Origin of the sequence: Liberibacter crescens BT-1 (assembly GCF_000325745.1) — a bacterium.
Classification (GTDB): domain Bacteria; phylum Pseudomonadota; class Alphaproteobacteria; order Rhizobiales; family Rhizobiaceae; genus Liberibacter; species Liberibacter crescens.
This window is the reverse complement of sequence record NC_019907.1, coordinates 951,326-975,395: the sequence shown is the minus strand read 5'-3', so window position 1 is coordinate 975,395 and position 24,070 is coordinate 951,326. Positions and strand designations below refer to the sequence as shown.

Below are 24,070 nucleotides of genomic sequence, written 5' to 3'. Positions count from 1 at the left end.
AGAGAGTAAAGAGGAAGACCCCTAACTGTCATCTGACGATGACAGCTTTGTGGTTCGTTAATAAGGAGAACGAAACTTTAGAATTTGTAACCGATTCCAGCAAGGAGTGTTTGTTGCTGAGCCTTAGTACTTTCTTTCTTCCTGAATGAGGCAAAACGGTATTCTGCGCGGGCAAAAATATTATCGGTAATGGCATAATCAACACCAACGCCTACTGTCGGCCCGTTGAATGTTTTCTTATTGATCACTGAATTAATGTCCTGAGTGAACTTGGCCTTGCTAAAAGACCACCCAGCCGTAGCATATACGAGGGCCCTATCAAGTGAATATCCTAAGCGGGCTCTTATAGAACCATAAAGTTCTGTACTTCCCTTGGCGTTGACGTTTATTGTAGGACTACCATCTATTGTGAAACTAAGTTTTTTCTTTTTAAAAGCATAACCAAGGTCGCCTTCCACGCCATAAACAATATTTTCTTGTTGGAAATTAAAACCTGCGAAACCACCAATAGCCGGGCTGGTGATATTTAATTTCTCTGGCTCATTAGACGTACTTGTGACTGGGTCTTTATATCTTGCTGCGCTAACACCACCTAGAACACCGCCGTATGCGCCTTCCCAAGAGAAATTACCAGAATTCGAACCCGTGGGCTGTGACGCAGCATGAGGAATATTATCTACATTATTCACGGCGTCAGCGGCATAAGCAAAATTTGCAGTGCTTGCCAACAATGAAAGCATTAAAAATCTTTTCATTTTTCACTCTCCCTTAATTGAATTCCTACCCATATATGATTCGAGTTAAAAATGTATATAATATTCTTGCAGCTTTTAAAATTTTTTTAACTAAAAGTTTAAATATGTTGAATGTATATTGTTCTTCTATAGAAATTAACCAAGACGAGAACGGGGATACCCACAGTTGAGAAACGGTTAGCAGACATTATTATTCATACAGGACGCCATATTATCATTCACCAGCAAAAACTGTTCACGTAAGACCGTATTATCGCAATGTGCACGGGCATCAACAATATGTACATGAGTACTGGCGAAGACCGCCAAGCCATCATTACGGTTATTATAGAAGATAACTATAGTATTGATTTCTCAATTAAAGTGCCAAACATATTTCCTTCAGTGGGGAGGTGTGTCATGAGAATCATAAAACGTGGCTTTCTATAATGAAGAATAGATCGTTCAACAATAACTTCGATTTTGTTCGGCTAGTTGCTGCATTCATAGTCCTTATCAGCCATCAGTTCCAAGTGTTTGGCTTTTCTCAGAGCTTACCTTTTATAGACGAACAACTTGGCCGTTTAGGAGTAATAATTTTTTTCTCAGTAAGCGGTTTTCTTATTGCTCAGAGTTGGGAAAATGATCAATCGTGTATAAGATTTATTATAAAAAGGATACTGAGGATATGGCCAGCTTTAACATTTATGATTTTTGCAACAGCATTTTTGATGGGGCCTTTATTAACAGACTATACTTTAAAGAAATATTTCACTGACATTGATTTTTTAAAGTATTTTTTAAATCTTGTTCTAAACATTCATAATACTCTTCCAGGAGTTTTTTATAGAAATGCATACCCTAAATTCATTAACGCAAGTTTATGGACTATACCGCCAGAATTTAAATGCTATATTCTTGTAGCGATATTAGGGGTATTAGGGATTCTTAAAAAAAGATCGGCAATAATTTGTATATTTATCATTTCTTTGATTCTTCATATATGGTTTCCAATGTCACTTGACATTTTTTCACGTGAACAATGGCTTTTCTTTCAGTTTGCTTATGGATTCTCTTTATTTCATACTAAAGATATCTTCTTCTCCCGAAAGTTTTATTTTTTGTTTTTTATGGCTTTGTTATTAATACTTTTATACCTGAAATTTGGTTATATAGGAATTATGCCAGATTTGGCATTACCACTAATATTTATTTTGATTGGTAATCAAAAAACATTTATATTATCATCTATAGGTAAGAAGATAGGAGACTTATCTTACGGGATATATATATACGGTTTTCCTATACAGCAAGCTATGTATTATATATATGGACATTATTTCCCCTTTTTTTGGTGCTGGTTACTTTCATCTATAATAATTGTTTTTGTTTCTTTTTTGTCATACAGGTATATAGAGAAGCCGATTTTGAAGTTTAAGCCAAGTAAAAATTAAGATATAAATAACAAAAACAATTATAGTTCTTCTGAAAGCTTCTTCTAGAGACGCATTTTTATGCGTTAAACATACCTCTCTTATGGTGGGAGGGCGAAGAAATAAGGCTCCTTGAGCTCGAATAATTCCGCTCGTTTTAAGCGCCTACTGCTGGTCACGGGTTTTGTGCCTCCCGCCATCATCGTTGTGCACACAAAAGCTCACGGTGGTAGATATAACGACCACAAGCGTAGGTGTATACTCATGGATAATTGTTCTATAAATTCTTCTGTTAACGTTAATAATGATATGGAGGTTGATCCGTTATATTGCTCTATTCGAGCTTATGAAGAGGCATGCGACTTTTTAAATTACACGGATATAGAAACAGACAACAGTGAATTCTTTAGCAATAATGTTATCAGCCAACAAATCAGTGTTCTTGAAAGTTGGACTTTTGCAGTAAAAACCGCTCAAAGTGCTTTGGATGCTCTCAGATTGGCGATAAAAGAAATGGAATATGTAGACGTAGATCCTCTTATTGCCAGTATGATACGGGCAGCTTTTGGATATTTTTCTATGCATATACAATAAGGTAATGTAAATAAAAATTATTATTTTATTTGATCAGACGAGGAGGGGAAGGCAGCTTGCAGCATAGTTTTTATGCGCTCTATCTCCTCCTTGGTTCTTCCTTCTATAAAATTTGAGAACCAATCATCGTCAGGATGCCTGAAAAGAGCTTCTTTGTCACATTTAAAAAATTCTGCCAATTTTTTTTGCCATTTTATTGTTGGAGAAGAATCTTTATACCACCGTGAAACAACACTTTTATCTGCGTTTAATGCATTAGCAAGATCTGCTTGAGAATAGTACCCGTTACGCTCTGCCCAATCCCTTATGTGATGCGGTCTATTTGGTTGTTTTTCTTTTATGATATTATCCATTTCTTTAAAATAGAGCAAAATAAGATTGCAGTCGTTAGCATATTGCGCAATATTTTCTATTGGCTAACAGAGCTCCAATTCTTTTTTGGTAAGCATGGCCATTATTTATAATAACTACTTAAAGTTTAAGTATCGGAAAAATTACCGAAAAGTAAAGTAATTTTTATGAATAGAATAGGGGGGGATAATTTTTCTTCTGGAAGTAATGTTTTTAGATTATTTGAATGAATTAGATCAAGTTATGGAATAAATCATGCCTTTTATTGTTTTGTTTATAAAACATCCATAAAATCAAAGCACTTTATCGTTTTTACTATCTTGCTTACTGGTAAAAGGAGGGGAATGTATTCTCCTTGTTTTTTTCATGTATTCTATAGACCCTTTTATCCAATTAAGTTGTTCTTCATCTAGGTTTACTATGTCAGAGATCAAATCTTGTATACATCGCTCTTTTATAGACATTGTTATCTCTTTAATTAAATAATCCTCTTTTGTGGTTTCTTCTTCTCCTACTCCAAAAGCCAACCATTCTGGTGTGGTACAAAGAGCTGGAGCTATTGTAAATAAAGTATCTATACGTGGTAAGGCACCTCTTCGCCAGTTTCTTATAGTTCCTACTTTTGCTTTTGCTTGTATTTCTAAAGCGTGCTCTGTTATATTTAGTTTATTAAGCCTTTTTTTTACCCTCTCCAAGAGTTCTTCCAACATTTTTTGTGTTAAACTTGTCTCCATTCTTGGTATTATTACCGTATAAAAAATAAAAGTCACTTGGTTCATAAACCGTTGACATTTCGGTACATAAACCTCATAATATTTTTATGAACCTAATAGATAATTTTTTAAAGATGATTGAAACGTATTGCTCTGCATATAGGATATCAGAGACGACTTTATCTACGTATATTTTCAATGATGGTAAACGGATTAACTCCATAAGAAGGGGTTCTGACGTTGGCACACGTAGACTGGAAAGTGCTTTCAGGTGGCTTTATGATAGATGGCCTGAAAATACTCCTTGGCCAGACAACATATCACACCCCGACATCTTTGGGCCTGCACCAGATAACGAAGACACTTCAGAACAATAAGGATATGGCGGATGGATAAGAAGTCTGTGGAGGTGGTGAAATCATCATGAAGTATTACTCTTTTAATGTAGGCGATTATCATTCCAGCACGAGACATCTTTCTCTTGAAGAAGACATTATATACAGACGATTGATAGATCTTTATTATGTTCGGGAAAGCCATCTTCCTTCTGACTTTAATGAGATATGCTGGTTTATAGGAGCCAAGACAAGAAAGTACAAACAGATTGTTGAGACTATTCTTTATCATTTTTTTGAGAAGAGGGTTGACGGTTGGTACAATGACAGATGCGAAGAAGAGATAGAGAAATACCATTCCAATAGTGAGAAGCGTTCGAAAGCTTCAAAAGCACGATGGGAAGGATCTTCTGCACAGAATTCAATGGAGCATCCATTGCAATCTGATAGCAATGGAGATGGAATCCGAGAGAAATCCATCGGCAATGCACATGAAATGCATAAGCAATGCAAGTGCAATCCTAACCAATAACCATAACCCAATAACCAATAACCAAAATAAAAAGAATAAATCTTCACTTCGTTCAGATTTGTCGGTTTCTGATTTTGATGATTTTGACAATCACACTGATATCAAAACCACAACAAGCGTTGATCAAAACGAAAGCAGATGCATAGCAAACGCTGAGCAAAGTGTTGTTTCTTCAGCGGCAATTTCACGAGAAGAACCTCAACAAAACGCTGGCAAAGGCCATAAAAAACCGAAGAAGAAGCTTGTTTATACTGCTGCCTTTGAGGAGGCATGGCAAGATTACCTAACAGACCCAAACATGTCGAAGAAAGAGGCTTTTTCTGCCTGGCAGAAGCTTGATGATGAGGAAAAGATAGAGGTTTCAAATTCCATTCCCAATTTCTCGATGTACTGCAAAGATAACCCTGAATATCGTCCTGTTCACATGTGCAGGTTTATCAAAAACGAGAGATTCAAGGGCTTCAAGGATGGTTATCAACGTTCTTCCGTATCGATGAGGCAAGGGACTGATCCACCACGAACAGCGGCGGGAATGAGGCATCAGAAGTGGGTGAATTTTTTAGATGACCATTGCGAAAAATTAAAAGCTGAAAAAGCGAAAGTTATAGATGGAAAGGTTATAGACCATGGCGATACATTACCTGCCGAGCTCAACAGAAACGGGCCAGAAAATCTTTTCGCTGGATCAGCAAATATCCCTGCTTCGAAGCCAGAACCCCCCGATTACAGAGGAAGAAATAGCGGAACAACTGAGGATGATGACGAAGGAGTTTGGAATGATCATTCAGGATACGTTACAAACAGAAAAGGGCCTCAAAGCCTACACGAGATCGTTAGCGGGATTACCTTCAATAGCTCTTGAAGCGGTGGTAGAGAAGCATATCAGAGGGATGTATGAAGGGAGACATGGAATTTCTGTTACTCAGGTGCCGATGCCTCCTGTTTTTGCTGCTCTGGTGAGGGAGGAGGCGAGACCATTCCAGGAAAGATTATCGTCCCTTCAGAAACAGAGGGATGAACTTGTTTTATCACATTCACGGGAAGAGGAGTCCGCAGACGCAATATACGAAAGAAAAGCTTTTCCGTTGGAACTCCTGAAGGAAAAATGGAAGAGAAAAGGAAGGTTTGAAGTGATTGAATGTTTCGACAAGAATGGCAGAAAGTACCTTGAGACGTTAATTGTGTTCAGATGGGAAGATAGGAAGTCAACGTGGGAGGAACGTCTCAATCCTGAAGGGCAGAGGGAAAAGAGGAGAAAGGAAAAACGTTATTAAAGGTTATTCAGAAAAACTAAAGAATATTACAGCCAATGAAAGCCTTTTGCCATGAGTCCAGAAAGCGCAAGAACGGCGGCAATGATAGCACTAAATGTAAAGATGAAATTGTATTTCATCTCGGTGCGTAGATCGTTTCTAACGTTTGATATTTCAGTGTTTATTTTATCAGGTGGATGAAGAGGGTTGAAGAGTCAAGGATTGAGTTTACAATGATTTTTTTTGTTTAAACGCGACGATTTTGAGGGGTTTCAAGGTTTGTGTTATTATGATAAAGGAATAGCAGGTTTTGTTTTTGGAGTTTGTCCTTGAAGCACAAGAAGAATGATATTGTTTGTATAGAGATTGAGAACCCGCTGTATTTATCATCGCATGGGGAGAGCGTCACCAATCCGCGTCATATTATGGCCTAGGTTAACATTGGCGAGAGTGCGATTACGACATTGGTGGCACGTGGCCATATTGATGCGTGTCAGGCGCGTGCTGCGGACGATTTCGGGCTTTATGGGAGGCTGCGGGCGGCATGGACTATGTGAGCGTGAACCTTGATGGGATTCGTGTTGATGGTGGCGTGAGGAATGACGGGATAACGGAGAATCGTATCTCAGCGTTGCAGCAGCTTGTTGCCTGTCGTAATCTTTTGGGCGTTCGGGCTTATGAGTTCATGATTGCGGTCGCGGGGCAGGGCAAGGCGATATCGGATATGGGCTCTTCAGTGAGAGAGCGTACGACTATTGCGGATTATATAAAAGATGGGCTTGATGTTCTTGCACAACATTGGGGGTACAAGAGCTCATAAAAAACAACTCTGGTACTTGACTCGTTCGAACGGAATATCTACTTGACACTTATGTGCAGCATTGTATGCCGGAGGGTGTGTAGTGCTTTTTTTATATGTTTTTGAGCTGCCTTTAAGGCGGCTTTTTTATTGGGAGCTTTCCACTGTTTTAACAGTGAAAAAACAGTGAAAGACGATTAAATGATCATTTCATTCAAAAAAGGACGTCAGGAAATCCTAAAGGGCGAACTGGAACGATAATCCTTTTTTCCCTGCGAAACTTGAGCAGGAGCGTCTTGATTGTCTGCATAAGCAGCCTGATCTTTATAAAGTTTACTGGAGGTCTTGCTGCAATCTTTGCGGCCATCTTCGCCGTTATAAAACAGTTTCCACACTGGAAACAGTAAACCGACCCGCGTTCACGGATCGGCTTATTTGCGTAAGGTTCATAATTTTTATACCACACTTATTGGGAGAGGGAAAGAAATTATGTCTGGAAACAGCAAAAACAATTTTAAAACATCACAGCAGGGCATTGATTTTATCAAGGAGAAGGAAGGCTTTGATGCGCATGTCTACAAGGACACTGCAGGTCTTCCAACCATTGGCTATGGTCATCTGATAAAGCCAGGAGAGCATTTTATCACGATGACCCGAGAGCAGGCGGAAGAGTTTCTTAAAAAGGAACTTCGCGAGGCAGAAGCAGCAGTGAACAGCCATGTTACGGTTTTTCTCACGCAAAGCCAGTTTGATGCCCTGGTGAGCTTTGTCTACAATCTTGGTTGTCCTGCTTTTTATGGCTCTACACTTTTGCATCTTGTCAATGAAGGTCAGTATGAAGCTGCAGCGGAACAGTTTCTGCGCTGGGGCAATGATCACAGGAACGGAAAACTTGTTCCTGTTGTCGGATTAATGAAGCGCAGGAAAGAGGAGAGGCTTATGTTTCTGGGAAGTATCATGAAGCAGCGTAAGAAAGCCTGGTACAGGAGCAAGACCATATGGATCAATCTTGTTGCTCTTGTTTTATGTACAGCGGCAAGCAATATTGACCGCCTTGACGGTCTTTTGGGTGATCATCTGTTTAAGGTTATCGCTTTTGTTCTCCCTGTGGTCAGCGTTCTTTTGCGGTTTATGACAGATCAGGGGCTACACAGTGGCAAGGATGAGGGGAAAACATCATGACTTTAGTCTATGCGATTTTGGGAGTCATTCTGGCACTTTTCTCGGCATTTGCTGCAGGGCATAGAAAGGGGAAGGCATCAGCACAGGAAGCAGACAGAAAGGAATCAGAAAGGGTACTCAATAAAAAAGAGATGATATTGATCGTGGTATTAGTTCTTCCCATGCTCTTGACGAGTGCGTAATGAAGGATGCTTTGGCGACAAGGAAAGCGATATGCACAGGGTGGAAACCAATAACAGGAAATGAAAAAAATTCTGACAGGCTGGCAGCCAGATCCTCAATCATGACCGATATGGAGCATCACTAGGGTGCTGGGAAAAGCCAAAATAAGAAAAAAATAGTTAACATTCAATTTAATAAGGAGAGACTAAATGTCTATAGAAAAATATGGAGCAGAATTGCCAAAATATAGTACGGGATTGCAGCCTAGTATTTATGATAGTCGGGATTTTTATTATTCTTCCCCTTCATCTATTTCAATGGATCTACTACCGCCAAAAGTGGATAACACTCCTGCTTTTCCTGTCTACGATCAGGGGGAGCTCAATTCTTGTACGGCGAATGCTTTTGCAGCGGCGATTCAATATGATCGTATGAAACATTGGGCAAAAAAAGATTTTATACCTTCACGGTTGTTTATCTACTACAATGAACGTAGCCTTGAAAATAGGATCAGCTATGATTCTGGTATAGTGACACTTCGTGATGGTATCCTAACTTTATATAAACAGGGTGTTTGTCCTGAGAGTGAGTGGACTTATGATTATACGTACGGTGATAAAACCACAGGACTTTTCCCTGCTGACTCTAAAGCAGTCACCAAACCACCAGAAACAGCGTATCAGCATGCTCTTGCTTATCGGATTGCCCGATATGAACGATTGCCCCTTCAACTCAGTCAGCTGAAGGCCTGCCTTGCTGCTGGTCATGTATTTGTCATCGGCTTTGCCATTTTTGAAAGCTGGTTTGCGGGAGAGAATGGAACACCTCTTGTTGTTATGCCAGTACCTTTGGTTACGGACACGACGAGAACAAATCATGCAGTTGTAGTCACAGGCTATGATGATGAGACGCAATTGTTTAAAATCCGAAATTCCTGGGGAGATAATGTTGGTGAAAAAGGTCACTTCTATATACCTTATATATGCTTTTTGGATCCGAACATCATTTTCGAGGTGTGGGTAATCTATAATGTTCTATCATGAAATAGCTTACTAGAGGAAAATAAAAAGTCTTACCTTTGTTAGGTGCGACTAAACAGGCGATGAAAGCCTTGAAAATTAAGGATATAAAAAATAAGTGGCGACCCCTGCAGGATTCGAACCTACGACAACCTGCTTAGAAGGCAGATGCTCTATCCAGCTGAGCTAAGGGGCCATAAAACCTATATAGATTTCAGCTATTAATGTGTCCAAGGCTCAATACGGTTATAAGAAAAATTCTCCTGATATGAAATACGTTGAGGCATTGATTCTTGTGTTGGTACTATAAAATAGTTAATCCCTTGGGCACGAGCATAATTTTCTGCCTGTTCACAACTGTTAAATAATAACTTGACCTGCTGATAAGCATCCTTGGAAGAAATATAGCCCATGAAAGGATTAATTTTAGGAGGTATCTTCTTTTCAAACTCCAACACCCATGAATTTATTCGAGCCTTTCCTGATTGCATAGCTGTTTTTTCTTGACGATAAATTTTTGCCAACATTTCCAGTGCCTTATTTTTATATATATCTATTAATATAATACAGCTTCTAACATGAGAAGCTTTACACTCTATAAAAGCTCTCTTGAAAAATGGTCGGAGTGGAGAGATTCGAACTCCCGACCCTCTGGTCCCAAACCAGATGCGCTACCAGACTGCGCTACACTCCGAAAATTTTTGGAAAAAACATTAACTGTCAACTATTACAATAGTTAAATGATTTTTTAAAGAAATCAAGCTTTCAGGACATCGAACATACAAATTTTTAGCAACATGTTTATGAGATTTCAGAATTAAATGATATTTTTATAAGTAATTAATTAATAATCTGGCTTAAGAAAAGTTTACTTCGTTCATGTTGTGGGTTATTGAAGAATTCTTCAGGTGAATTGTGTTCAACAATTTGTCCTTGATCCATAAATACAATCCGATTAGCAACTTGACGCGCAAAACCCATTTCATGGGTTACGCAGATCATGGTCATGCCGTCTTCAACAAGAGAGATGATTGTATCAAGAACTTCTTTAATCATTTCTGGGTCCAGCGCAGAAGTAGGTTCATCAAATAACATTATCTTAGGAGCCATGCACAGAGCCCGTGCAATAGCGACACGTTGTCGTTGACCTCCTGATAATTGTCCAGGATATTTATGTGCTTGATCAATAATTTTAACTTTATTAAGGTAATAGTTAGCAATATCCTCTGCTTCTTTTTTAGATAGCTTACGAACCCAGATAGGAGCAAGAGTGCAATTTTCGAAAATAGTGAGATGTGGGAATAAATTAAAGTGTTGAAAAACCATTCCAACATCACGACGTATCCTCTCAATAGATTTGAGATTATCTTCGAGGTTTGTATTGTCAACAATTATATATCCTGTTTGATATTTTTCTAGTCGATTGATACAGCGAATCAAAGTTGATTTTCCTGATCCTGAAGGACCTGCTATAACAACGCGCTCACTCTTTAAAATTTTTAGATTAATATCACGTAGAACATGAAAATCCCCATACCATTTATTTATTGAATTCATTTCAACAACATAGTTTTTTTTATGCTTATCTATATCAGTGATAATATCGTTTGTTTTTTCCATATATAAAAATATCCTTGATTATTTTCTTGTAGTATTTAAACATTTTTCTATGAAGTTTGAATAAACAGACATACTAAAACAAAAAATCCAGAATATAAATCCAGCAAAAATTAAACCTGTAGTAGATGTTACTGGAGTTGCCCATTTTGGATCACTAAAATTAATTCTTACAATTCCTAATAGATCAAACATGCTGATAATGGATACTAATGAGCTGTCTTTAAACAAACCAATGAAAGTATTTACAATCCCAGGTATAACACATCTTATTGCCTGTGGCATAATAACAAAGCGCATTTTATTAAAGTAACTTAATCCAATAGAGTCAGCTGCTTCATATTGACCTTTAGGAATACTTTGAAGTCCACCACGTATAACTTCAGCGATATAGGCTGAAGCAAACATACATACACCAATTAAAGCACGTAATAATTTGTCAACTGTCCAACCCTGTGGCAAAAAAAGAGGTAACATAACACTGGCCATGAAAAGGACAGTTACGAGAGGAATACCTCTGATTAATTCAATAAAAGTAATACAGAGCATACGTATAACAGGCATTTTTGAAATACGTCCTAATGCCAGTAAAATACCGATAGGTAGGGAAAAAACGATACCAAAACAAGAAATAATCAATGTTACCATTAATCCACCCCAGAGCTGAGTTTCAACGATACTAAGATAGAAGCCACCATAAAGGAGAAAGAAGGATATTATTGGGAATACACTGATTAATAAGAAACCATTGAATATTTTGTGAGGTACAGAAGGAATGAGGAGAGGGGTTGTCAACAATATAAATAATCCTGCAACAACTAGAGGCCGCCAGCGCTCCTCGACAGGATAGCGTCCAAACATAAATTGTTGATAACGATCACTTATGAAAGCCCAGCAAGCGCCACTCCAATTTTCTTTCTGAATTCCTCCTTGTATTGTGGTCGCGCAGACAGATCGATCTGTTCCTGTCCATACAGCATCTATGAATAACCAATGTATTATTTCTGGTAATATAAAATATAATATAATAAGGGATAAAATTGTTAATAATGAGTCCTTAGGAGTTGAAAAAAAGCTTAAACGTATCCAACCTAATACACCACGATGATTTTTAGGAGCAACCGCCTCTGGTAATAATTCTTTTCGTATAAAGGGATAAGAAGAGGTCATTTATTTCTCCACTAAAGCAACTTTTTTATTAAACCAGTTCATGAATAAAGATATCATAATCGAAAGAGATAAATAAACAGATATCCATATAGCAACAATTTCAATAGCTTGTCCTGTTTGATTAAGAATGGTTCCACCAACTGATACAAGATCTGCAAAACCAATTGCAACTGCTAAAGACGAATTTTTCAGGAGATTCAGATATTGACTGGTAAGAGGAGGAATAATAACTTTTATTGCTTGAGGTATTAAAATAAAACGGTTTATTTGAGATTGACGAAGCCCAAGAGATATTGCTGCTTCTAATTGTCCTTTTGAAATAGAAACAATTCCAGAGCGAAATATCTCCGATATAAAAGAAGCTGTATAAAAAGACAATGCAAAATTAAGAGAAATAAATTCTGGCCCAACAGAAAGCCCTCCTGTTAAATTAAAACGAGTCACTCTTGGAAAGTCAAAATCGATTGGGCATCCTATAAAAATAAACGTTCCTATTGGTAATGCAATTATAAATAACATAGAGATATAGAAAGAAGGTATATTTTTCCCTGTTTTGTCATGATACTTCTGAGAAAATTTTACTATAAAGAAGCTCATAAGTAAGCCAGCTAAAATACTAAGTGTAATAGTTTCAAAGCCAGCATAAAGAATTGGTTTTGGGAAAGAAATACCACGATTATTGATATAAATATGGAGTGGCAATATAATTGAAGAGCGAGGGTTAGGCAAAACACTTAAAATGCACTTGTAACAAAAAAATATAACCAATAAGGGTGGAATATTGCGAAATATTTCTACATAAATTCTACAAATCCACGAAACAAGCTTATTAGAAGATAAACGTCCAATACCAACAAACAATCCTATCAGCGTTGCAGGAATAATGCTTATAGCCGTTACTGTAAGAGTATTAAGAAAACCGACAACTAAAGCTCTAAAATAAGAAGAATTGCTTGTATAAGGGATAAGAGTTTGATCTATATCAAAGCCAGAACGATTTTTTAAAAAACCAAATCCGGAAGCAATGTTTATCCTTAAAAGATTAACGTAAACATTTTTGGAAATCCATATGATCAAGCCAACGACTAATAATAGAGTAATGATTTGAAAAAACGCACTGCGGATATGAGAATTATAAAAAAACCATGAGGTTCTTTGATAATTACTGACGTCATTTTGACTTTTTCGAATCACACTCTATCCTTTCTTTTAGCTAAGCAAAGAAGTATTTTTCTTTATTAACAAGCTGTCTTTGGAGCCAATCATCTTATAAAGAATATTGGCTCCATTTTAATAATAACTCTTAATATTGATTGAATTTTAAAACATAATATCGTTGTGCTTAACGAACAGGAGGAGCATATTGAATACCCCCTTTATTCCATAATTTATTAAGACCACGTGGAATTTTAAGATTAGAACCAGATCCAATATTATGATCAAAAACTTCACCATAATTTCCCATGTTTTTAATAATGTTGTAAGCCCAATCCTCTGTTAATCCAAGGCCTGCTCCAAGAGTGCTATTCGCTTCATTCCCAAGAAAACGTCGTATATCTGGATTATCAGAATTACGCATTTGGTCAACATTCGCTTTTGTTATGCCAAAATCTTCTGCATTAATCATAGCATAATGTACCCATGAAACAATATCAAACCATTGATCATCCCCGTGACGAACCAAAGGACCGAGAGGTTCCTTAGAAATTGTTTCGTTAAGTATCACATGCTCATCAGGATTCTTAAGAGTAAGTCGAAATGTATACAATGCAGACTTATCTGCTGTATAGGCATCACAACGTCCAGAGTCATAAGCAGCATTTACTTCTTCTACTTTTTCAAAGACTGTCGGATTATATTTCAAATTATGAGATCGAAAATAGTCCGACATATTCATCTCAGTAGTTGTTCCTGCTTGTACACATATTGAGGCACCAGATAAATCAGTAATAGATTTAACATTTAAATTTTTATGAGTCATAAAACTTTGTCCATCATAATATGTGATAGGACGAAAGTTAAAGCCAAGAGAGGTATCGCGGCTTAATGTCCAGGTTGTATTGCGGCTTAACACATCTATTTGTCCAGATTGTAATGCTGTAAAACGTTCCTTGGCACTGAGAGCAGTATATTTTACCTTAGAAGGATCATTAAAAATTGCAGAAGCAATAGCTTTGCAAAAATCAACATCAAAACCTTGCCAATTTCCGTTTGAGTCAGGCTGAGAAAAACCGGCAACACCTGAATTAATGCCGCATTTGATATGCCCTCTCTCTTTAATATTATCTAACAGTGTAGCGGCTAATGTATTGTAAGAGCTAAAGCCAGTAATAGAAATACTGATAATAGCTAATAAAATTTTTTTAAACATAATCTACCCTTTCTGAGATACTTTGTTATACAACTCTCTCTAATGCCATAGTGCATTTTTTAATATCATACTTGTTAGAATTTTATGGATTCTTCTTAATAGATATAACAAGCCAAAAAATCGCAATGGTCAAGTTTTTCTTGTTAAAACTTACATAATTAACAGCTATTATATTATAAATATATGCCGCCAGGTGATATATTGATTTTTTACTTCTGCGTTTGAGATCAGTTAATATTGAACTTCATGTTCAATCATTTTATTCAGAATAAAGGACTCGATAGTCTTTAACTTATGCTAAAGGGTTTATATAACACCTGAAGAGGTGTTTGTCTATAATATAGTCTATCATCATCCAGGAAACATATTAATTGCCTCCCTTTAGATAATACTCTTGTAGCCATAGAGCCAGTTCAAATTTTTGGAAAGTTGTGCAGGAGGTATAATTTTCAAGGCAATATTTCTGAAAAGCTGATTCGGTCCCTTTAGATGAAAAATAAAGCGATTAAAATTTATACGATTATAAACTTTATGTATTCGTGTTTTACGATTTTCTTGATAAGAAATGATGGCTTCAGAAATTGGTTTCTGAGCAAGGAATGCTGCGAGTATGTAGGCATCTTCAATTGCCATGTTGGCTCCTTGTGCCGCAAAAGGAAGCATCGCATGGGCGGCATCTCCGATGAGAACAGTGTCACGGCCATTGTGCCAATGATCACAGTGACATTGAAATAAAGGCCAGAAGAAAGGGTTTTCTGCTTTTAATACCAAATGTTTAAGTTTTTGGTTCCAAGAACTCAGAGAGTTCATAAATAAGGTATGTTCTGAAGGCTGGGCAATATGTCCATAAGTTTCTTGAATCATATTCTCAGGACATGAAGTAATAACGACGATATTGATTGAAGAGATTTCAGGGAGAGGATATATCACTAAATGAGCGTTAGGTCCTAGAAAAGCATTTATCGATTGATGATCAATGAAATTAGGAGCCTTATGCGTGGAAACAAGAAAACGCAGAGCAACATTCCCTGAAAAAAGAGCTGAGCGATTTTCTATACATGTTCGTATTTTTGACCATAACCCATCTGCGCCTACTAAAAGATCAGGTTGTCGACCTATAATATTGATAATATCTGTAAACGGTTTTTCAGATATACGTGTATTAAGATGTAAATTTACCAGAGGATTTCTTTCTAAAATAGAAAGAAGTGTTTTTCGGAGAGTTGTTCGATGCAGAACAGCATAAGGAGCACCCCATTGGTTTCGTGCATGGCTTCCACAAGGAATATTATTAAGCTCTTTCATGGTGATTCCAGATAGCAGGCGAATAGCACTTGGTTCAAACCACAAAGATTCCAACTCGCTAAGAACACCTATTTTCTTGAGTAAGTATGAGGCATTTGGTGAAATCTGCAGTCCTGCTCCTGCCTCCATGAATTGGTCGCTCTGTTCAAAAATATCGCTTTTTATTCCGTAACGACATAAGGACAACGCCAATGTTAACCCTGCTATACCAGCACCGACAATAGCTATGGAAGGATTATAATGCGCTTTACGGATTATCTTTTCACACATATTTGAGTATATTTTTTATGGAGTATAAGTGCAGCCTGCAGGAATTGTTTCTTGTGCATTGAGTGAGGGATTAAACCGGTATAACGTTGAGCAGTAAGGACAAATTTTTTCATTTTCTGCGCCCATATCAATAAAAATATGTGGATGATCGAAAGGTTTTGAAGCTCCTGTGCACATAAACTCTTTAACTCCTATTTCAATATATTTATACCCTCTGTCATTGTGAAAATGAGGGATACAATTATCTTTCATGCTTTCTTCCTTGTTATTTATCTGCTATAAATTCATATAATAGCAGTAGAAAACAATTTTGGGTATTATGTCTTTTGTTTAATATTAAACTTTTACATTTTTTTTGTTGGCGAGGCTTTAAGCTAGTATTTCTTGATATAGGAAAGAAAACTAGCCCACCGGTTGTTTTGCTTCATGGTTTTTGTTCGTCTTTAAAAATTAATTGGTTTTTTCCAGGCTGGATAAAATTTTTGCATGATTCAGGTTTTCGTGTTATTGCCCTTGATATTCTTGGGCATGGGGATAGTGATAAACCTGTGGATCCTTCTCCTTATAATTTAGCACTCATGGCTTCTGATGTTGTTGATCTCCTTGATTATTTAGGAGTTCGGACTGCTCATATTATGGGGTATTCAATGGGTGCGCGTATCGGGGTTTCTATGGCTCTATTTTTCCCTTGTCATGTTCGTTCTCTTATTCTTGGTGGTGTGGGGAGTGGTCTGTATGATCCAAAAGTAATAGATTGGCAACCTGTCATAGATTCTTTTCTTTTGCCTTCTCTTCAAGATGTTCGTCATCCTTTAGGGATTATGTTTAGAAAATTTGCTCAGCACATAAACACACAAAATAATCTTATCGCTCTTGCGTCCTGTCTTTCTATGATCTGCAAACTTTTCTATTTTCAGGATATGCAGCGTATTGATGTTCCAACATTGATTGCAGTTGGATCTAAAGATGAGGTTTCAGGATCTCCAGAAGCTCTTGACTCACTTATGCCTTGTAGTCGTTTTCTTGATATTCGTGGTCGCGATCATATGCTTGCCGTTGGAGATAAAATTTTTAAGCAGGGAGCTCTGGATTTTCTTATAAAATCACATAAGAATCTTGTAGATGGACTTGTATAATAAAACTTTTATAACTGATAACGTAAAGGGAGTTTTTAATAAGGTGCACGTGGTATTTTCTGTCGTTAGATTTGTTTTTTTGCATTGAAATAAGTATTTTTAGGTGAGTACCTTTGTAAGGTTATGTTTTTGATGGAGTTTTTGATGAAAGTTGATGAGATTAAGAAATTAGATGCATATTTTAAACGTTTGTTTGGTCCTAAAATATCAGTGAAAGCACGTCTTAATAAATCAGATTCTGCTGAAGTATTTTCAAACTCGGAATTTATTGGAGTCCTTTATCAGGATAATGAAGATGGAGATCTTTCTTATAATTTTTCTATGGCTATCCTTCGAGAAGACCTTTGAAATCTTTACAAAGAAAAAGTAATTATGAGTGTATTAAATTTTCAAAAGTATAATTTTGATTAGATGTCTTTAAAATATAATAGATTGAGCGTTTTTGTAAAAGTATGCCTTTAAAAAGGCATTTTAGTTCATTTAAAAATATGTAAAATGATCTGGAAAAGAATGTTAGTAATTTTTCATACAAAAAATGGAGTTTATTGAGAAGTTTGAATATGATTTCAGGTTTTTGTGTATCTTTTCTGGAAGGAAGGGGAGTAGAAAAATGATTGAAAGATCGTTCGTCTATATGCAGGTAGGTGATAAGAATTCAAAAGAGGATCTTGATCAAGATACTTTTGTTATCACCAAGACGTATCCAAAACTTCAAAAGCCAAGCCTTTATTCCGTGTTGCTTGTAAATGATGATTACACTCCTATGGAGTTTGTGATTCATGTTTTAGAGAGTTTCTTTCAAAAAGACCGTGCACTTGCGACACAGATTATGTTAAAAGTTCATCAAAAGGGAGTTGGTGAATGTGGAGTTTACACTTATGAAATTGCTGAAACAAAAGTGCATCAGGTTATGAATTTCGCTCGTCAACATCAGCATCCTTTACAATGTATTATGGAAAAGCAGTGAGGATTGTATTTTGCCAACTTTTTCATCAAATTTTGAAAAAGCATTGCATCAGGCGTTGATTTTTGCAAATGAGCGCAGTCATGAATATGCAACGCTTGAACATCTCTTGCTAGCATTAATTGACGATACAGATGCAGCAGCAGTAATGCATGCTTGTAATGTTGATTTGGATGTTTTGCGCAAATCTCTAACAGATTACCTGGATAATGAACTTTCTTCCTTGGTTAATAAGAAATATAAGGATGAATGTAAGCCAACAGCTGGTTTTCAGAGGGTCATTCAAAGAGCAGTGATTCATGTTCAGTCTTCGGGAAAGAACAAGATAACAGGTGCAAATGTTTTGGTAGCTATTTTTTCTGAACGAGAAAGCCATGCCGCCTATTTCTTGCAAGAACAAGAAATGACACGTTATGATGCCGTTAATTTTATTTCTCACGGTATTGGCAAGCATATTGATTTTTTCCATTGGCATTCATCTCAGAGTATGACAAATCTCAGTTCTGAAAATGAATTTATGCGTGATGGAGAAATGCGGATACGCAAGTCACAGGATGCATTAAGTGCTTATTGTATTAATCTCAATGAGAAGGCTAAACAAGGAAAAATAGATACTTTAATCGGTCGTCAGACTGAAATTAATCGTACGATTCAGGTTTTATGCCGTCGTCTCAAAAATAATCCTCTTTATATTGGTGATCCAGGAGTTGGCAAGACAGCAGTTGCTGAAGGTTTAGCTAAGCGGATTGTTGATGGTCAGGTCCCCGAATCATTAGCAAAATCCAAGATTTTTTCACTTGATATGGGTTGTTTAATTGCAGGTACACGTTATCGCGGTGATTTTGAAGAACGTTTAAAGCAGGTTATCAAGGAAATAGAGCTTTGTTCTGGGGCTATTCTTTTTATTGATGAAATCCATATGTTGGTTGGTGCAGGCGCGACTTCAAGTAATTCCATGGATGCTTCTAATCTTTTAAAACCAGCTCTTTCTTCAGGAAATGTTCGTTGTATTGGTGCAACAACTTATAGTGAATATCGGCAATTCTTTGAAAAAGATAAGGCGTTACTCCGTCGGTTTCAAAAGATTGATATTGCTGAGCCTTCTGTTGAAGATGCTATTGAAATTCTTAAAGGCCTTAAGCCTTATTTTGAAAGTTATCATAGTTTACGATATTCACAGGAAGCGGTTAAGTCGGCAGTAGAGTTATCTGTTCGTTATATAACAGAGCGTAAACTTCCAGATAAAGCAATTGATGTTCTTGATGAGACAGGAGCAGCACAGGCACTGCAGCCATTATCACGGCGTCGCAAACTGATTACTGAAAAAGATATTGAAATGACGGTGGCCTCTATTGCCAGAGTCCCTTTGGGAAATATTTCTAAAGATGATGAACTTGATTTGATGAATCTCGAGAAAGAACTTGGTTCAGTTGTTTATGGACAAGAGGAGGCCATTAAAGTTCTCTCAAGCTCGATTAAAATGGCTCGTGCTGGCCTTCGTGAACCAAATAAGCCGATTGGTTGCTATATTTTTTCTGGTCCTACAGGAGTGGGGAAAACAGAAGTCAGTAGACAGTTGTCTTCTTTTTTAGGGGTAAAACTTTTACGTTTTGATATGTCTGAATATATGGAGCGTCATACGGTTTCTCGTTTGTTGGGGGCGCCTCCTGGTTATGTTGGTTTTGATCAGGGAGGGCTTCTTACAGATAGTGTTGACCAGAATCCGCATAGTGTTGTTTTGCTTGATGAAATTGAAAAAGCGCATCCTGATATTTTTAGTATATTGTTGCAAGTTATGGATTATGGAATGCTTACGGACCAAAATGGTAAGAAGATTAATTTCCGTAATACAATTTTGATTATGACAACTAATGCTGGTGTAGTTGAAATGTCAAAATCTTTAATTGGTTTTAGTTCCTCCAAGCGAAATGATGAAGATAAAGAAGCTTTGAAGAGATTGTTTTCTCCTGAGTTTTTGAATCGTCTTGACACGATTGTCACTTTTTCACCTCTGCCTCCAGAGGTTATTCATAAAGTTGTTCTTAAATTTATAATGCAATTAGAGCTTCAACTTCATGATAAAAATATTTCTTTTCATGTTTCAGAAGAGGCCGTTAATTGGCTTGCTGAAAAAGGTTACGATGAACAAATGGGTGCTCGGCCATTAGCACGAGTTATTCAAGAATATATCAAGAAGCCTTTGGCGGATGAAATTCTTTTTGGTAATCTTAAAAAAGGTGGTCTTGTAAAATTCTTGGTAAAGACAGAAGAAAATAAAAAACCTGTTATTTCCTTTGAGGTTGAATCGCCTGCAGAACATGTTCGTTCTAAATCAGGGAAAAATGTCTCTTAAGGAAATTCCTTTTTGATCATGGATATCTTTTCCAACTGAATACCGCTTCAGTTTAATAAAAAGGGTGTATAAATGAGGCGTTTGGTATCAAAATCATTTTTGCAGTAGATGGTTGTTTTTAACGAATTCTTTTCAGTGGTGGTTTTGGTATCAGTTTTCCTGCCAGTCGTTCATCAAGATATTGTGAACATTCAGAGATGAGCTCATCGATTTTATCATTAAAAAAATGATTGGCTCCTGCGATTACTTTATGAGTTATCAGAATTCCTTTTTGAGCTTGCAGCTTTTCAACAAGTCCCAGGACATCTTTTTCATTCGTTACTTTATCGGCATCTCCATTAATAATTAATCCTGAAGAAGGACAAGGTGCTAAAAAGGAGAAATCATAAATATTAGGTTGGGGGGCTACTGAAATGAAACCTTTAATCTCTGGTCGGCGCATTAATAATTGCATGCTAATCCATGTTCCAAATGAATAGCCAGCAACCCAGCAATGCTTGCAATCAGGATTCATGGTTTGTACCCAATCAAGGGCTGATGCAGCATCTGATAATTCTCCTTCACCATGATCAAACATGCCTTGACTACGGCCAATACCTCGAAAATTGAATCTTAAAGTTGCGAAGCCGCGTTTTTGAAAAATATAAAAAAGTTGGTAGACAATTTGATTGTTCATCGTCCCTCCAAATTGGGGATGGGGATGTAGAATCAAGGCTATAGGAGCATTGCTATCTTCTGAAGGTTGGTAACGACCTTCAAGACGGCCAGTAGGGCCATTAAAAACAACTTCAGGCATAAATAATCTCGTTATTATAAAAAATAGAAAACAAACAAGGATAAATTGATTCTTGTCAATTTTTTTAAGCAAGAGTTATAATCAACTTTTGCTCTTTTGCTAACTGTAAAAGGTTATAGATCAATCAGGATCTCTTTTTCAAGAGAGAACTGTATGAGAGATTTTTAGATTGGGGTTTTATTGTGTTTGAGAAGAGAATCTATCTGGATTGGAATGCAACATCTCCATTGCTTCCTGAAGCGCGCAGTGTTTTTATAGAAGCACTGAATGAATTTGGTAATGCTTCTTCGATTTATCAAGAAGGAAGAAAATCACGTCAGTATCTTGAGTGTGCACGACATGCACTCGCAGAATTTTGTGACACAAAAGTAGAGAATGTAATTTTTACAAGTAGTGCAACCGAAGCTGCTAATTTTGTTTTGACACCTGATTTTTATATTTTAGGTCAATTAACAAGGCTTGATTCATTATATATTTCCGCAATAGAACATCCTGCAATCCTTAAGGGTGGTAGATTCCCTGTTAATCATGTTTATACATTACCTGTTACCTCAGAAGGCGTTATTGATCTTGAAGCTCTTTCTAGAAACTTAGAAAGTAGAAATTTTTTATCTTATGCTCCTATGATTGCAGTCATGCTTGTAAATAATGAAACAGGAATTATTCAGCCAGTAAGGGAAGTTTCTAAAATTGTTAAGAAACATGGAGGTATTCTTGTTGTTGATGCTGTACAGGCTGCTGGTCGCATCCCTTTGTCCTTTAAAGAGATAGATGCTGATTTTTTTATTATTTCATCTCATAAGCTTGGTGGTCCAATAGGTGCAGGAGCATTGGTATCACGGGATAATATGCGATTGCCGAAGCCTCTTTTACATGGAGGTAGTCAGGAAAATGGATATCGGGCTGGTACAGAGAATATTCCTGCTATTCGTGGTTTTTCTGCAGCAGTTATGACCATGGGAAAAGGGATTAGAGAACGTTCCTTGTATCTTTCAGAACTACGTGAACAATTAGAAAAAGGTTTGAAGGCTATTGTTCCTGATGTTCTCATTTATGGAGAAAATGTAACGCGCATTTCTAATACCTGTTTTTTACTTTTCCTCATGTAAAAGCGGAGACTTTACAAATTGCTTTTGATGTTGAAGGAATTTCTGTTTCTGCAGGCTCTGCATGTTCTTCAGGAAAAGTAGGGACAAGCCATGTATTGAAAGCAATGGGGTACGATACAGTCAAGGGAGCTTTACGTGTTTCTCTTGGACCTACAACATCAGAACGACATATTCATGTTTTTTTAACTGTATTAGAAAAGATAGTAAAACGTCTTCCATGACAATAGGAAGAATATTTTTAAAATATTGCTTAAATAAAAAATTGAGTTTATTATATTACTATAAGTTCTATTTAGTTAAACATGTTAAAATAACCTATTTTATTTTTTGTCAAACTTCTTGAAGAGGTTTTAAATTAAGGCTTACCTTTTGTAAGGTCAACAATTGTTATGGTAGCAGTAAGAGAAACGATACATCAAGTTCAGAAAATTGATGTTGATCAATATAAATATGGGTTTAAAACGGATATTGAGGTTGAGAAGGCTCCTCAGGGTCTCAATGAAGATATCATTCGTTTTTTATCTTCAAAGAAAGATGAACCGGAATGGATGCTGAAATGGCGTCTTCATGCGTATCATCTTTGGTTAGAAATGAAAGAACCTGATTGGGCACGTGTTCAGTATCCCAGGATTGATTTTAATTCACTGTATTATTACGCAGCTCCTAAGAATTTTACTGGACCAAAATCACTTGATGAAGTTGATCCGCTACTTCTTGAAACCTATAAAAAATTGGGAATTCCTTTGCGGGAACAGGAAATTCTTGCTGGAGTACAAACTTCTAAAGTTGCCGTTGATGCTGTTTTTGATTCTGTTTCAATTGTAACAACTTTTAAAGAAGAATTAAAAAAAGCTGGCGTAATTTTTATGTCAATATCAGAGGCAATTCGGAAACATCCAGAACTTGTCAAAACATATTTAAGTTCAGTTGTTCCGGTATCAGATAATTTTTATGCAGCACTTAATTCGGCAGTTTTTACAGATGGTTCATTTGTTTATGTTCCGAAGGGAGTTCGATGCCCTATGGAGCTCTCAACATATTTCCGGATTAATGAAAAAAATACAGGACAGTTTGAGCGAACACTGATTATTGCTGAAGAAGGTTCGTATGTTTCATATCTGGAAGGTTGTACAGCACCGCAGCGTGATGAAAATCAACTTCATGCAGCAGTTGTTGAATTGGTTGCTCTTGATAATGCGGAAATTAGGTATTCTACAGTTCAAAATTGGTATCCAGGAGATAAGGAAGGTAAAGGCGGCGTTTATAATTTTGTTACCAAACGAGGAGATTGTCGTGGTAAGAAAGCAAAGATTTCGTGGACTCAAGTAGAAACTGGATCAGCGATTACCTGGAAATACCCTTCTTGTGTTTTGCGTGGTGAAGGTTCCTCTGGGGAATTTTATTCTATCGCTATTTCCAACGGATTCCAGCAGATAGACAGTGGTACCAAGATGATACATCTTGCTAAGAATACAACCAGTAGGGTTATTTCTAAAGGAATAGCTGCTGGTTTTTCTGATAATACGTATCGTGGTAAAGTTTTGGGTCATCGTCGAGCTACTGGTGCTCGTAATTTTACGCAATGTGATAGTTTGTTAATCGGAGATAAATGCGGAGCGCATACTGTTCCTTATATTGAAGCAAAGAATTCATCATGTAATTTTGAGCATGAAGCGACGACTTCAAAAATTTCTGATGAACATTTGTTTTATTGTTTACAACGCGGTATTCCTGAAGAAAAAGCAATAGCGTTAATTGTCAATGGTTTTGTAAAAGAAGTATTACAAAAGCTTCCTATGGAGTTTGCTGTTGAAGCGCAAAAGCTTATTGATATCTCATTAGAAGGATCGGTTGGTTAATACAATTTTAATA

General features: G+C 36.8%; 26 protein-coding genes, 2 tRNA genes and 1 pseudogene. 16 read left to right on the top strand and 13 right to left on the bottom strand.

Annotation, left to right across the window (positions count from 1 at the left end):
- Window positions 1-77: 77 nt before the first annotated feature.
- Entirely contained in the window at window positions 78-755 is a 678-nt protein-coding gene (locus B488_RS06900; protein ID WP_015273041.1) for an outer membrane protein, read from the bottom strand.
- Window positions 756-1,183: 428 nt separating this feature from the next.
- On the opposite strand from B488_RS06900, the gene B488_RS04315 reads away from it, so the two are divergent.
- Both B488_RS04315 and B488_RS04310 read left to right on the top strand, forming a co-directional pair.
- The gene (locus tag B488_RS04315) at window positions 1,184-2,188 is read left to right on the top strand and encodes an acyltransferase family protein (protein ID WP_015273317.1); all 1,005 of its coding nucleotides are present in this window, start codon (window positions 1,184-1,186) and stop codon (window positions 2,186-2,188) included.
- A gap of 165 nt (window positions 2,189-2,353) precedes the next feature.
- Window positions 2,354-2,761: a hypothetical protein gene (locus B488_RS04310; protein ID WP_144049204.1), complete on the top strand. Its 408-nt coding sequence runs from the start codon at window positions 2,354-2,356 to the stop codon at window positions 2,759-2,761.
- Window positions 2,762-2,781: 20 nt separating this feature from the next.
- Here the strand turns inward: B488_RS04310 and B488_RS04305 are convergent, their stop codons facing one another.
- Both B488_RS04305 and B488_RS04300 read right to left on the bottom strand, forming a co-directional pair.
- Window positions 2,782-3,114, bottom strand: coding sequence for a helix-turn-helix transcriptional regulator (locus B488_RS04305; RefSeq protein ID WP_015273315.1), 333 nt, complete (start codon window positions 3,112-3,114; stop codon window positions 2,782-2,784).
- 291 nt (window positions 3,115-3,405) lie between these two features.
- A complete protein-coding gene (locus tag B488_RS04300) occupies window positions 3,406-3,882 on the bottom strand; it encodes a hypothetical protein (RefSeq protein WP_144049203.1) in 477 nt (158 codons plus the stop codon).
- Between the two features lie 77 nt (window positions 3,883-3,959).
- Between B488_RS04300 and B488_RS07105 the strand changes: the two genes are divergently transcribed.
- The 8 genes from B488_RS07105 (at window position 3,960) to B488_RS04260 (ending at window position 9,131) form a co-directional block, all read left to right on the top strand.
- On the top strand, window positions 3,960-4,202 hold the full coding sequence (locus B488_RS07105; protein WP_144049202.1) for a hypothetical protein: 243 nt from the start codon (window positions 3,960-3,962) through the stop codon (window positions 4,200-4,202).
- A 46-nt stretch (window positions 4,203-4,248) separates the two neighbouring features.
- Window positions 4,249-4,692, top strand: a complete 444-nt coding sequence (locus B488_RS06895; RefSeq protein ID WP_051012123.1) for a YdaU family protein — start codon at window positions 4,249-4,251, stop codon at window positions 4,690-4,692.
- Window positions 4,619-5,554 (top strand): hypothetical protein, encoded by a 936-nt coding sequence (locus tag B488_RS04285; RefSeq protein WP_172792744.1) that lies wholly within the window; start codon window positions 4,619-4,621, stop codon window positions 5,552-5,554. The genes B488_RS06895 and B488_RS04285 overlap by 74 nt, the downstream gene beginning before the upstream one ends.
- Entirely contained in the window at window positions 5,469-5,966 is a 498-nt protein-coding gene (locus tag B488_RS04280) for a hypothetical protein (protein WP_144049201.1), read from the top strand. Before B488_RS04285 ends, B488_RS04280 begins: the two co-directional genes overlap by 86 nt.
- Window positions 5,967-6,489: 523 nt before the next feature.
- On the top strand, window positions 6,490-6,765 hold the full coding sequence (locus B488_RS06890; RefSeq protein ID WP_051012122.1) for a hypothetical protein: 276 nt from the start codon (window positions 6,490-6,492) through the stop codon (window positions 6,763-6,765).
- Window positions 6,766-7,233: 468 nt separating this feature from the next.
- The gene (locus B488_RS04270) at window positions 7,234-7,926 is read left to right on the top strand and encodes a lysozyme (RefSeq protein WP_015273308.1); all 693 of its coding nucleotides are present in this window, start codon (window positions 7,234-7,236) and stop codon (window positions 7,924-7,926) included.
- The gene (locus tag B488_RS04265) at window positions 7,923-8,108 is read left to right on the top strand and encodes a hypothetical protein (protein ID WP_041770723.1); all 186 of its coding nucleotides are present in this window, start codon (window positions 7,923-7,925) and stop codon (window positions 8,106-8,108) included. The genes B488_RS04270 and B488_RS04265 overlap by 4 nt, the downstream gene beginning before the upstream one ends.
- A gap of 189 nt (window positions 8,109-8,297) precedes the next feature.
- Window positions 8,298-9,131 (top strand): C1 family peptidase, encoded by an 834-nt coding sequence (locus tag B488_RS04260; protein ID WP_015273306.1) that lies wholly within the window; start codon window positions 8,298-8,300, stop codon window positions 9,129-9,131.
- Between the two features lie 95 nt (window positions 9,132-9,226).
- Here B488_RS04260 and B488_RS04255 read toward each other — a convergent pair.
- The 9 genes from B488_RS04255 to B488_RS04215 all read right to left on the bottom strand — a co-directional run bounded on the left by B488_RS04255 (window position 9,227) and on the right by B488_RS04215 (window position 16,092).
- Window positions 9,227-9,303 (bottom strand) — tRNA-Arg (locus B488_RS04255).
- Window positions 9,304-9,328: 25 nt separating this feature from the next.
- Window positions 9,329-9,634 carry an ETC complex I subunit gene (locus tag B488_RS04250; RefSeq protein WP_015273305.1) on the bottom strand — a complete coding sequence of 102 codons (306 nt, stop codon included), beginning with the start codon at window positions 9,632-9,634 and terminating at the stop codon, window positions 9,329-9,331.
- 90 nt (window positions 9,635-9,724) lie between these two features.
- Window positions 9,725-9,801 (bottom strand) — tRNA-Pro (locus tag B488_RS04245).
- A 146-nt stretch (window positions 9,802-9,947) separates the two neighbouring features.
- Window positions 9,948-10,664 (bottom strand): amino acid ABC transporter ATP-binding protein, encoded by a 717-nt coding sequence (locus B488_RS04240; RefSeq protein ID WP_425277618.1) that lies wholly within the window; start codon window positions 10,662-10,664, stop codon window positions 9,948-9,950.
- Between the two features lie 81 nt (window positions 10,665-10,745).
- Window positions 10,746-11,894, bottom strand: coding sequence for an amino acid ABC transporter permease (locus B488_RS04235; protein WP_015273303.1), 1,149 nt, complete (start codon window positions 11,892-11,894; stop codon window positions 10,746-10,748).
- Entirely contained in the window at window positions 11,895-13,088 is a 1,194-nt protein-coding gene (locus B488_RS04230; RefSeq protein WP_015273302.1) for an amino acid ABC transporter permease, read from the bottom strand.
- Window positions 13,089-13,236: 148 nt separating this feature from the next.
- Window positions 13,237-14,265: an amino acid ABC transporter substrate-binding protein gene (locus B488_RS04225; RefSeq protein WP_015273301.1), complete on the bottom strand. Its 1,029-nt coding sequence runs from the start codon at window positions 14,263-14,265 to the stop codon at window positions 13,237-13,239.
- 381 nt (window positions 14,266-14,646) lie between these two features.
- Window positions 14,647-15,840, bottom strand: a complete 1,194-nt coding sequence (locus B488_RS04220; protein ID WP_015273300.1) for an FAD-dependent monooxygenase — start codon at window positions 15,838-15,840, stop codon at window positions 14,647-14,649.
- A gap of 15 nt (window positions 15,841-15,855) precedes the next feature.
- Window positions 15,856-16,092 (bottom strand): zinc-finger domain-containing protein, encoded by a 237-nt coding sequence (locus tag B488_RS04215; RefSeq protein ID WP_015273299.1) that lies wholly within the window; start codon window positions 16,090-16,092, stop codon window positions 15,856-15,858.
- Window positions 16,093-16,166: 74 nt separating this feature from the next.
- Here B488_RS04215 and B488_RS04210 point away from each other — a divergent pair, with 74 nt between their 5' ends.
- The 4 genes from B488_RS04210 to clpA all read left to right on the top strand — a co-directional run bounded on the left by B488_RS04210 (window position 16,167) and on the right by clpA (window position 20,293).
- Window positions 16,167-16,976, top strand: coding sequence for an alpha/beta fold hydrolase (locus B488_RS04210; RefSeq protein ID WP_015273298.1), 810 nt, complete (start codon window positions 16,167-16,169; stop codon window positions 16,974-16,976).
- Window positions 16,977-17,120: 144 nt separating this feature from the next.
- Window positions 17,121-17,324 carry a DUF3126 family protein gene (locus B488_RS04205; protein WP_041770721.1) on the top strand — a complete coding sequence of 68 codons (204 nt, stop codon included), beginning with the start codon at window positions 17,121-17,123 and terminating at the stop codon, window positions 17,322-17,324.
- A 286-nt stretch (window positions 17,325-17,610) separates the two neighbouring features.
- A complete protein-coding gene (gene clpS / locus B488_RS04200) occupies window positions 17,611-17,943 on the top strand; it encodes an ATP-dependent Clp protease adapter ClpS (protein WP_015273296.1) in 333 nt (110 codons plus the stop codon).
- Window positions 17,944-17,953: 10 nt separating this feature from the next.
- Window positions 17,954-20,293, top strand: a complete 2,340-nt coding sequence (gene clpA, locus B488_RS04195; RefSeq protein WP_015273295.1) for an ATP-dependent Clp protease ATP-binding subunit ClpA — start codon at window positions 17,954-17,956, stop codon at window positions 20,291-20,293.
- A 118-nt stretch (window positions 20,294-20,411) separates the two neighbouring features.
- Here the strand turns inward: clpA and B488_RS04190 are convergent, their stop codons facing one another.
- Complete coding sequence (locus B488_RS04190) at window positions 20,412-21,089, bottom strand: alpha/beta hydrolase (protein WP_015273294.1); 678 nt, start codon at window positions 21,087-21,089, stop codon at window positions 20,412-20,414.
- 182 nt (window positions 21,090-21,271) lie between these two features.
- Here B488_RS04190 and B488_RS04185 point away from each other — a divergent pair.
- Together B488_RS04185 and sufB are read left to right on the top strand one after the other, a co-directional pair.
- Window positions 21,272-22,419, top strand: a pseudogene (locus B488_RS04185) (cysteine desulfurase family protein).
- 168 nt (window positions 22,420-22,587) lie between these two features.
- Complete coding sequence (gene sufB, locus B488_RS04180) at window positions 22,588-24,057, top strand: Fe-S cluster assembly protein SufB (RefSeq protein ID WP_015273292.1); 1,470 nt, start codon at window positions 22,588-22,590, stop codon at window positions 24,055-24,057.
- The last annotated feature ends 13 nt before the right edge of the window (window positions 24,058-24,070 follow it).

Bases quoted from the DNA above. Each gene is read 5' to 3' on its own strand.
- B488_RS06900 (WP_015273041.1), bottom strand. From the start codon at position 755: ATGAAAAGATTTTTAATGCTTTCATTGTTGGCAAGCACTGCAAATTTT.
- B488_RS04315 (WP_015273317.1), top strand. From the start codon at position 1,184: ATGAAGAATAGATCGTTCAACAATAACTTCGATTTTGTTCGGCTAGTT.
- B488_RS04305 (WP_015273315.1), bottom strand. From the start codon at position 3,114: ATGGATAATATCATAAAAGAAAAACAACCAAATAGACCGCATCACATA.
- B488_RS07105 (WP_144049202.1), top strand. From the start codon at position 3,960: ATGATTGAAACGTATTGCTCTGCATATAGGATATCAGAGACGACTTTA.
- B488_RS06895 (WP_051012123.1), top strand. From the start codon at position 4,249: ATGAAGTATTACTCTTTTAATGTAGGCGATTATCATTCCAGCACGAGA.
- B488_RS04285 (WP_172792744.1), top strand. From the start codon at position 4,619: ATGGAATCCGAGAGAAATCCATCGGCAATGCACATGAAATGCATAAGC.
- B488_RS04280 (WP_144049201.1), top strand. From the start codon at position 5,469: ATGATCATTCAGGATACGTTACAAACAGAAAAGGGCCTCAAAGCCTAC.
- B488_RS06890 (WP_051012122.1), top strand. From the start codon at position 6,490: ATGGACTATGTGAGCGTGAACCTTGATGGGATTCGTGTTGATGGTGGC.
- B488_RS04270 (WP_015273308.1), top strand. From the start codon at position 7,234: ATGTCTGGAAACAGCAAAAACAATTTTAAAACATCACAGCAGGGCATT.
- B488_RS04265 (WP_041770723.1), top strand. From the start codon at position 7,923: ATGACTTTAGTCTATGCGATTTTGGGAGTCATTCTGGCACTTTTCTCG.
- B488_RS04260 (WP_015273306.1), top strand. From the start codon at position 8,298: ATGTCTATAGAAAAATATGGAGCAGAATTGCCAAAATATAGTACGGGA.
- B488_RS04250 (WP_015273305.1), bottom strand. From the start codon at position 9,634: ATGTTGGCAAAAATTTATCGTCAAGAAAAAACAGCTATGCAATCAGGA.
- B488_RS04240 (WP_425277618.1), bottom strand. From the start codon at position 10,664: ATGAATTCAATAAATAAATGGTATGGGGATTTTCATGTTCTACGTGAT.
- B488_RS04235 (WP_015273303.1), bottom strand. From the start codon at position 11,894: ATGACCTCTTCTTATCCCTTTATACGAAAAGAATTATTACCAGAGGCG.
- B488_RS04225 (WP_015273301.1), bottom strand. From the start codon at position 14,265: ATGTTTAAAAAAATTTTATTAGCTATTATCAGTATTTCTATTACTGGC.
- B488_RS04220 (WP_015273300.1), bottom strand. From the start codon at position 15,840: ATGTGTGAAAAGATAATCCGTAAAGCGCATTATAATCCTTCCATAGCT.
- B488_RS04215 (WP_015273299.1), bottom strand. From the start codon at position 16,092: ATGAAAGATAATTGTATCCCTCATTTTCACAATGACAGAGGGTATAAA.
- B488_RS04205 (WP_041770721.1), top strand. From the start codon at position 17,121: ATGAAAGTTGATGAGATTAAGAAATTAGATGCATATTTTAAACGTTTG.
- clpS (WP_015273296.1), top strand. From the start codon at position 17,611: ATGCAGGTAGGTGATAAGAATTCAAAAGAGGATCTTGATCAAGATACT.
- B488_RS04190 (WP_015273294.1), bottom strand. From the start codon at position 21,089: ATGCCTGAAGTTGTTTTTAATGGCCCTACTGGCCGTCTTGAAGGTCGT.
- sufB (WP_015273292.1), top strand. From the start codon at position 22,588: ATGGTAGCAGTAAGAGAAACGATACATCAAGTTCAGAAAATTGATGTT.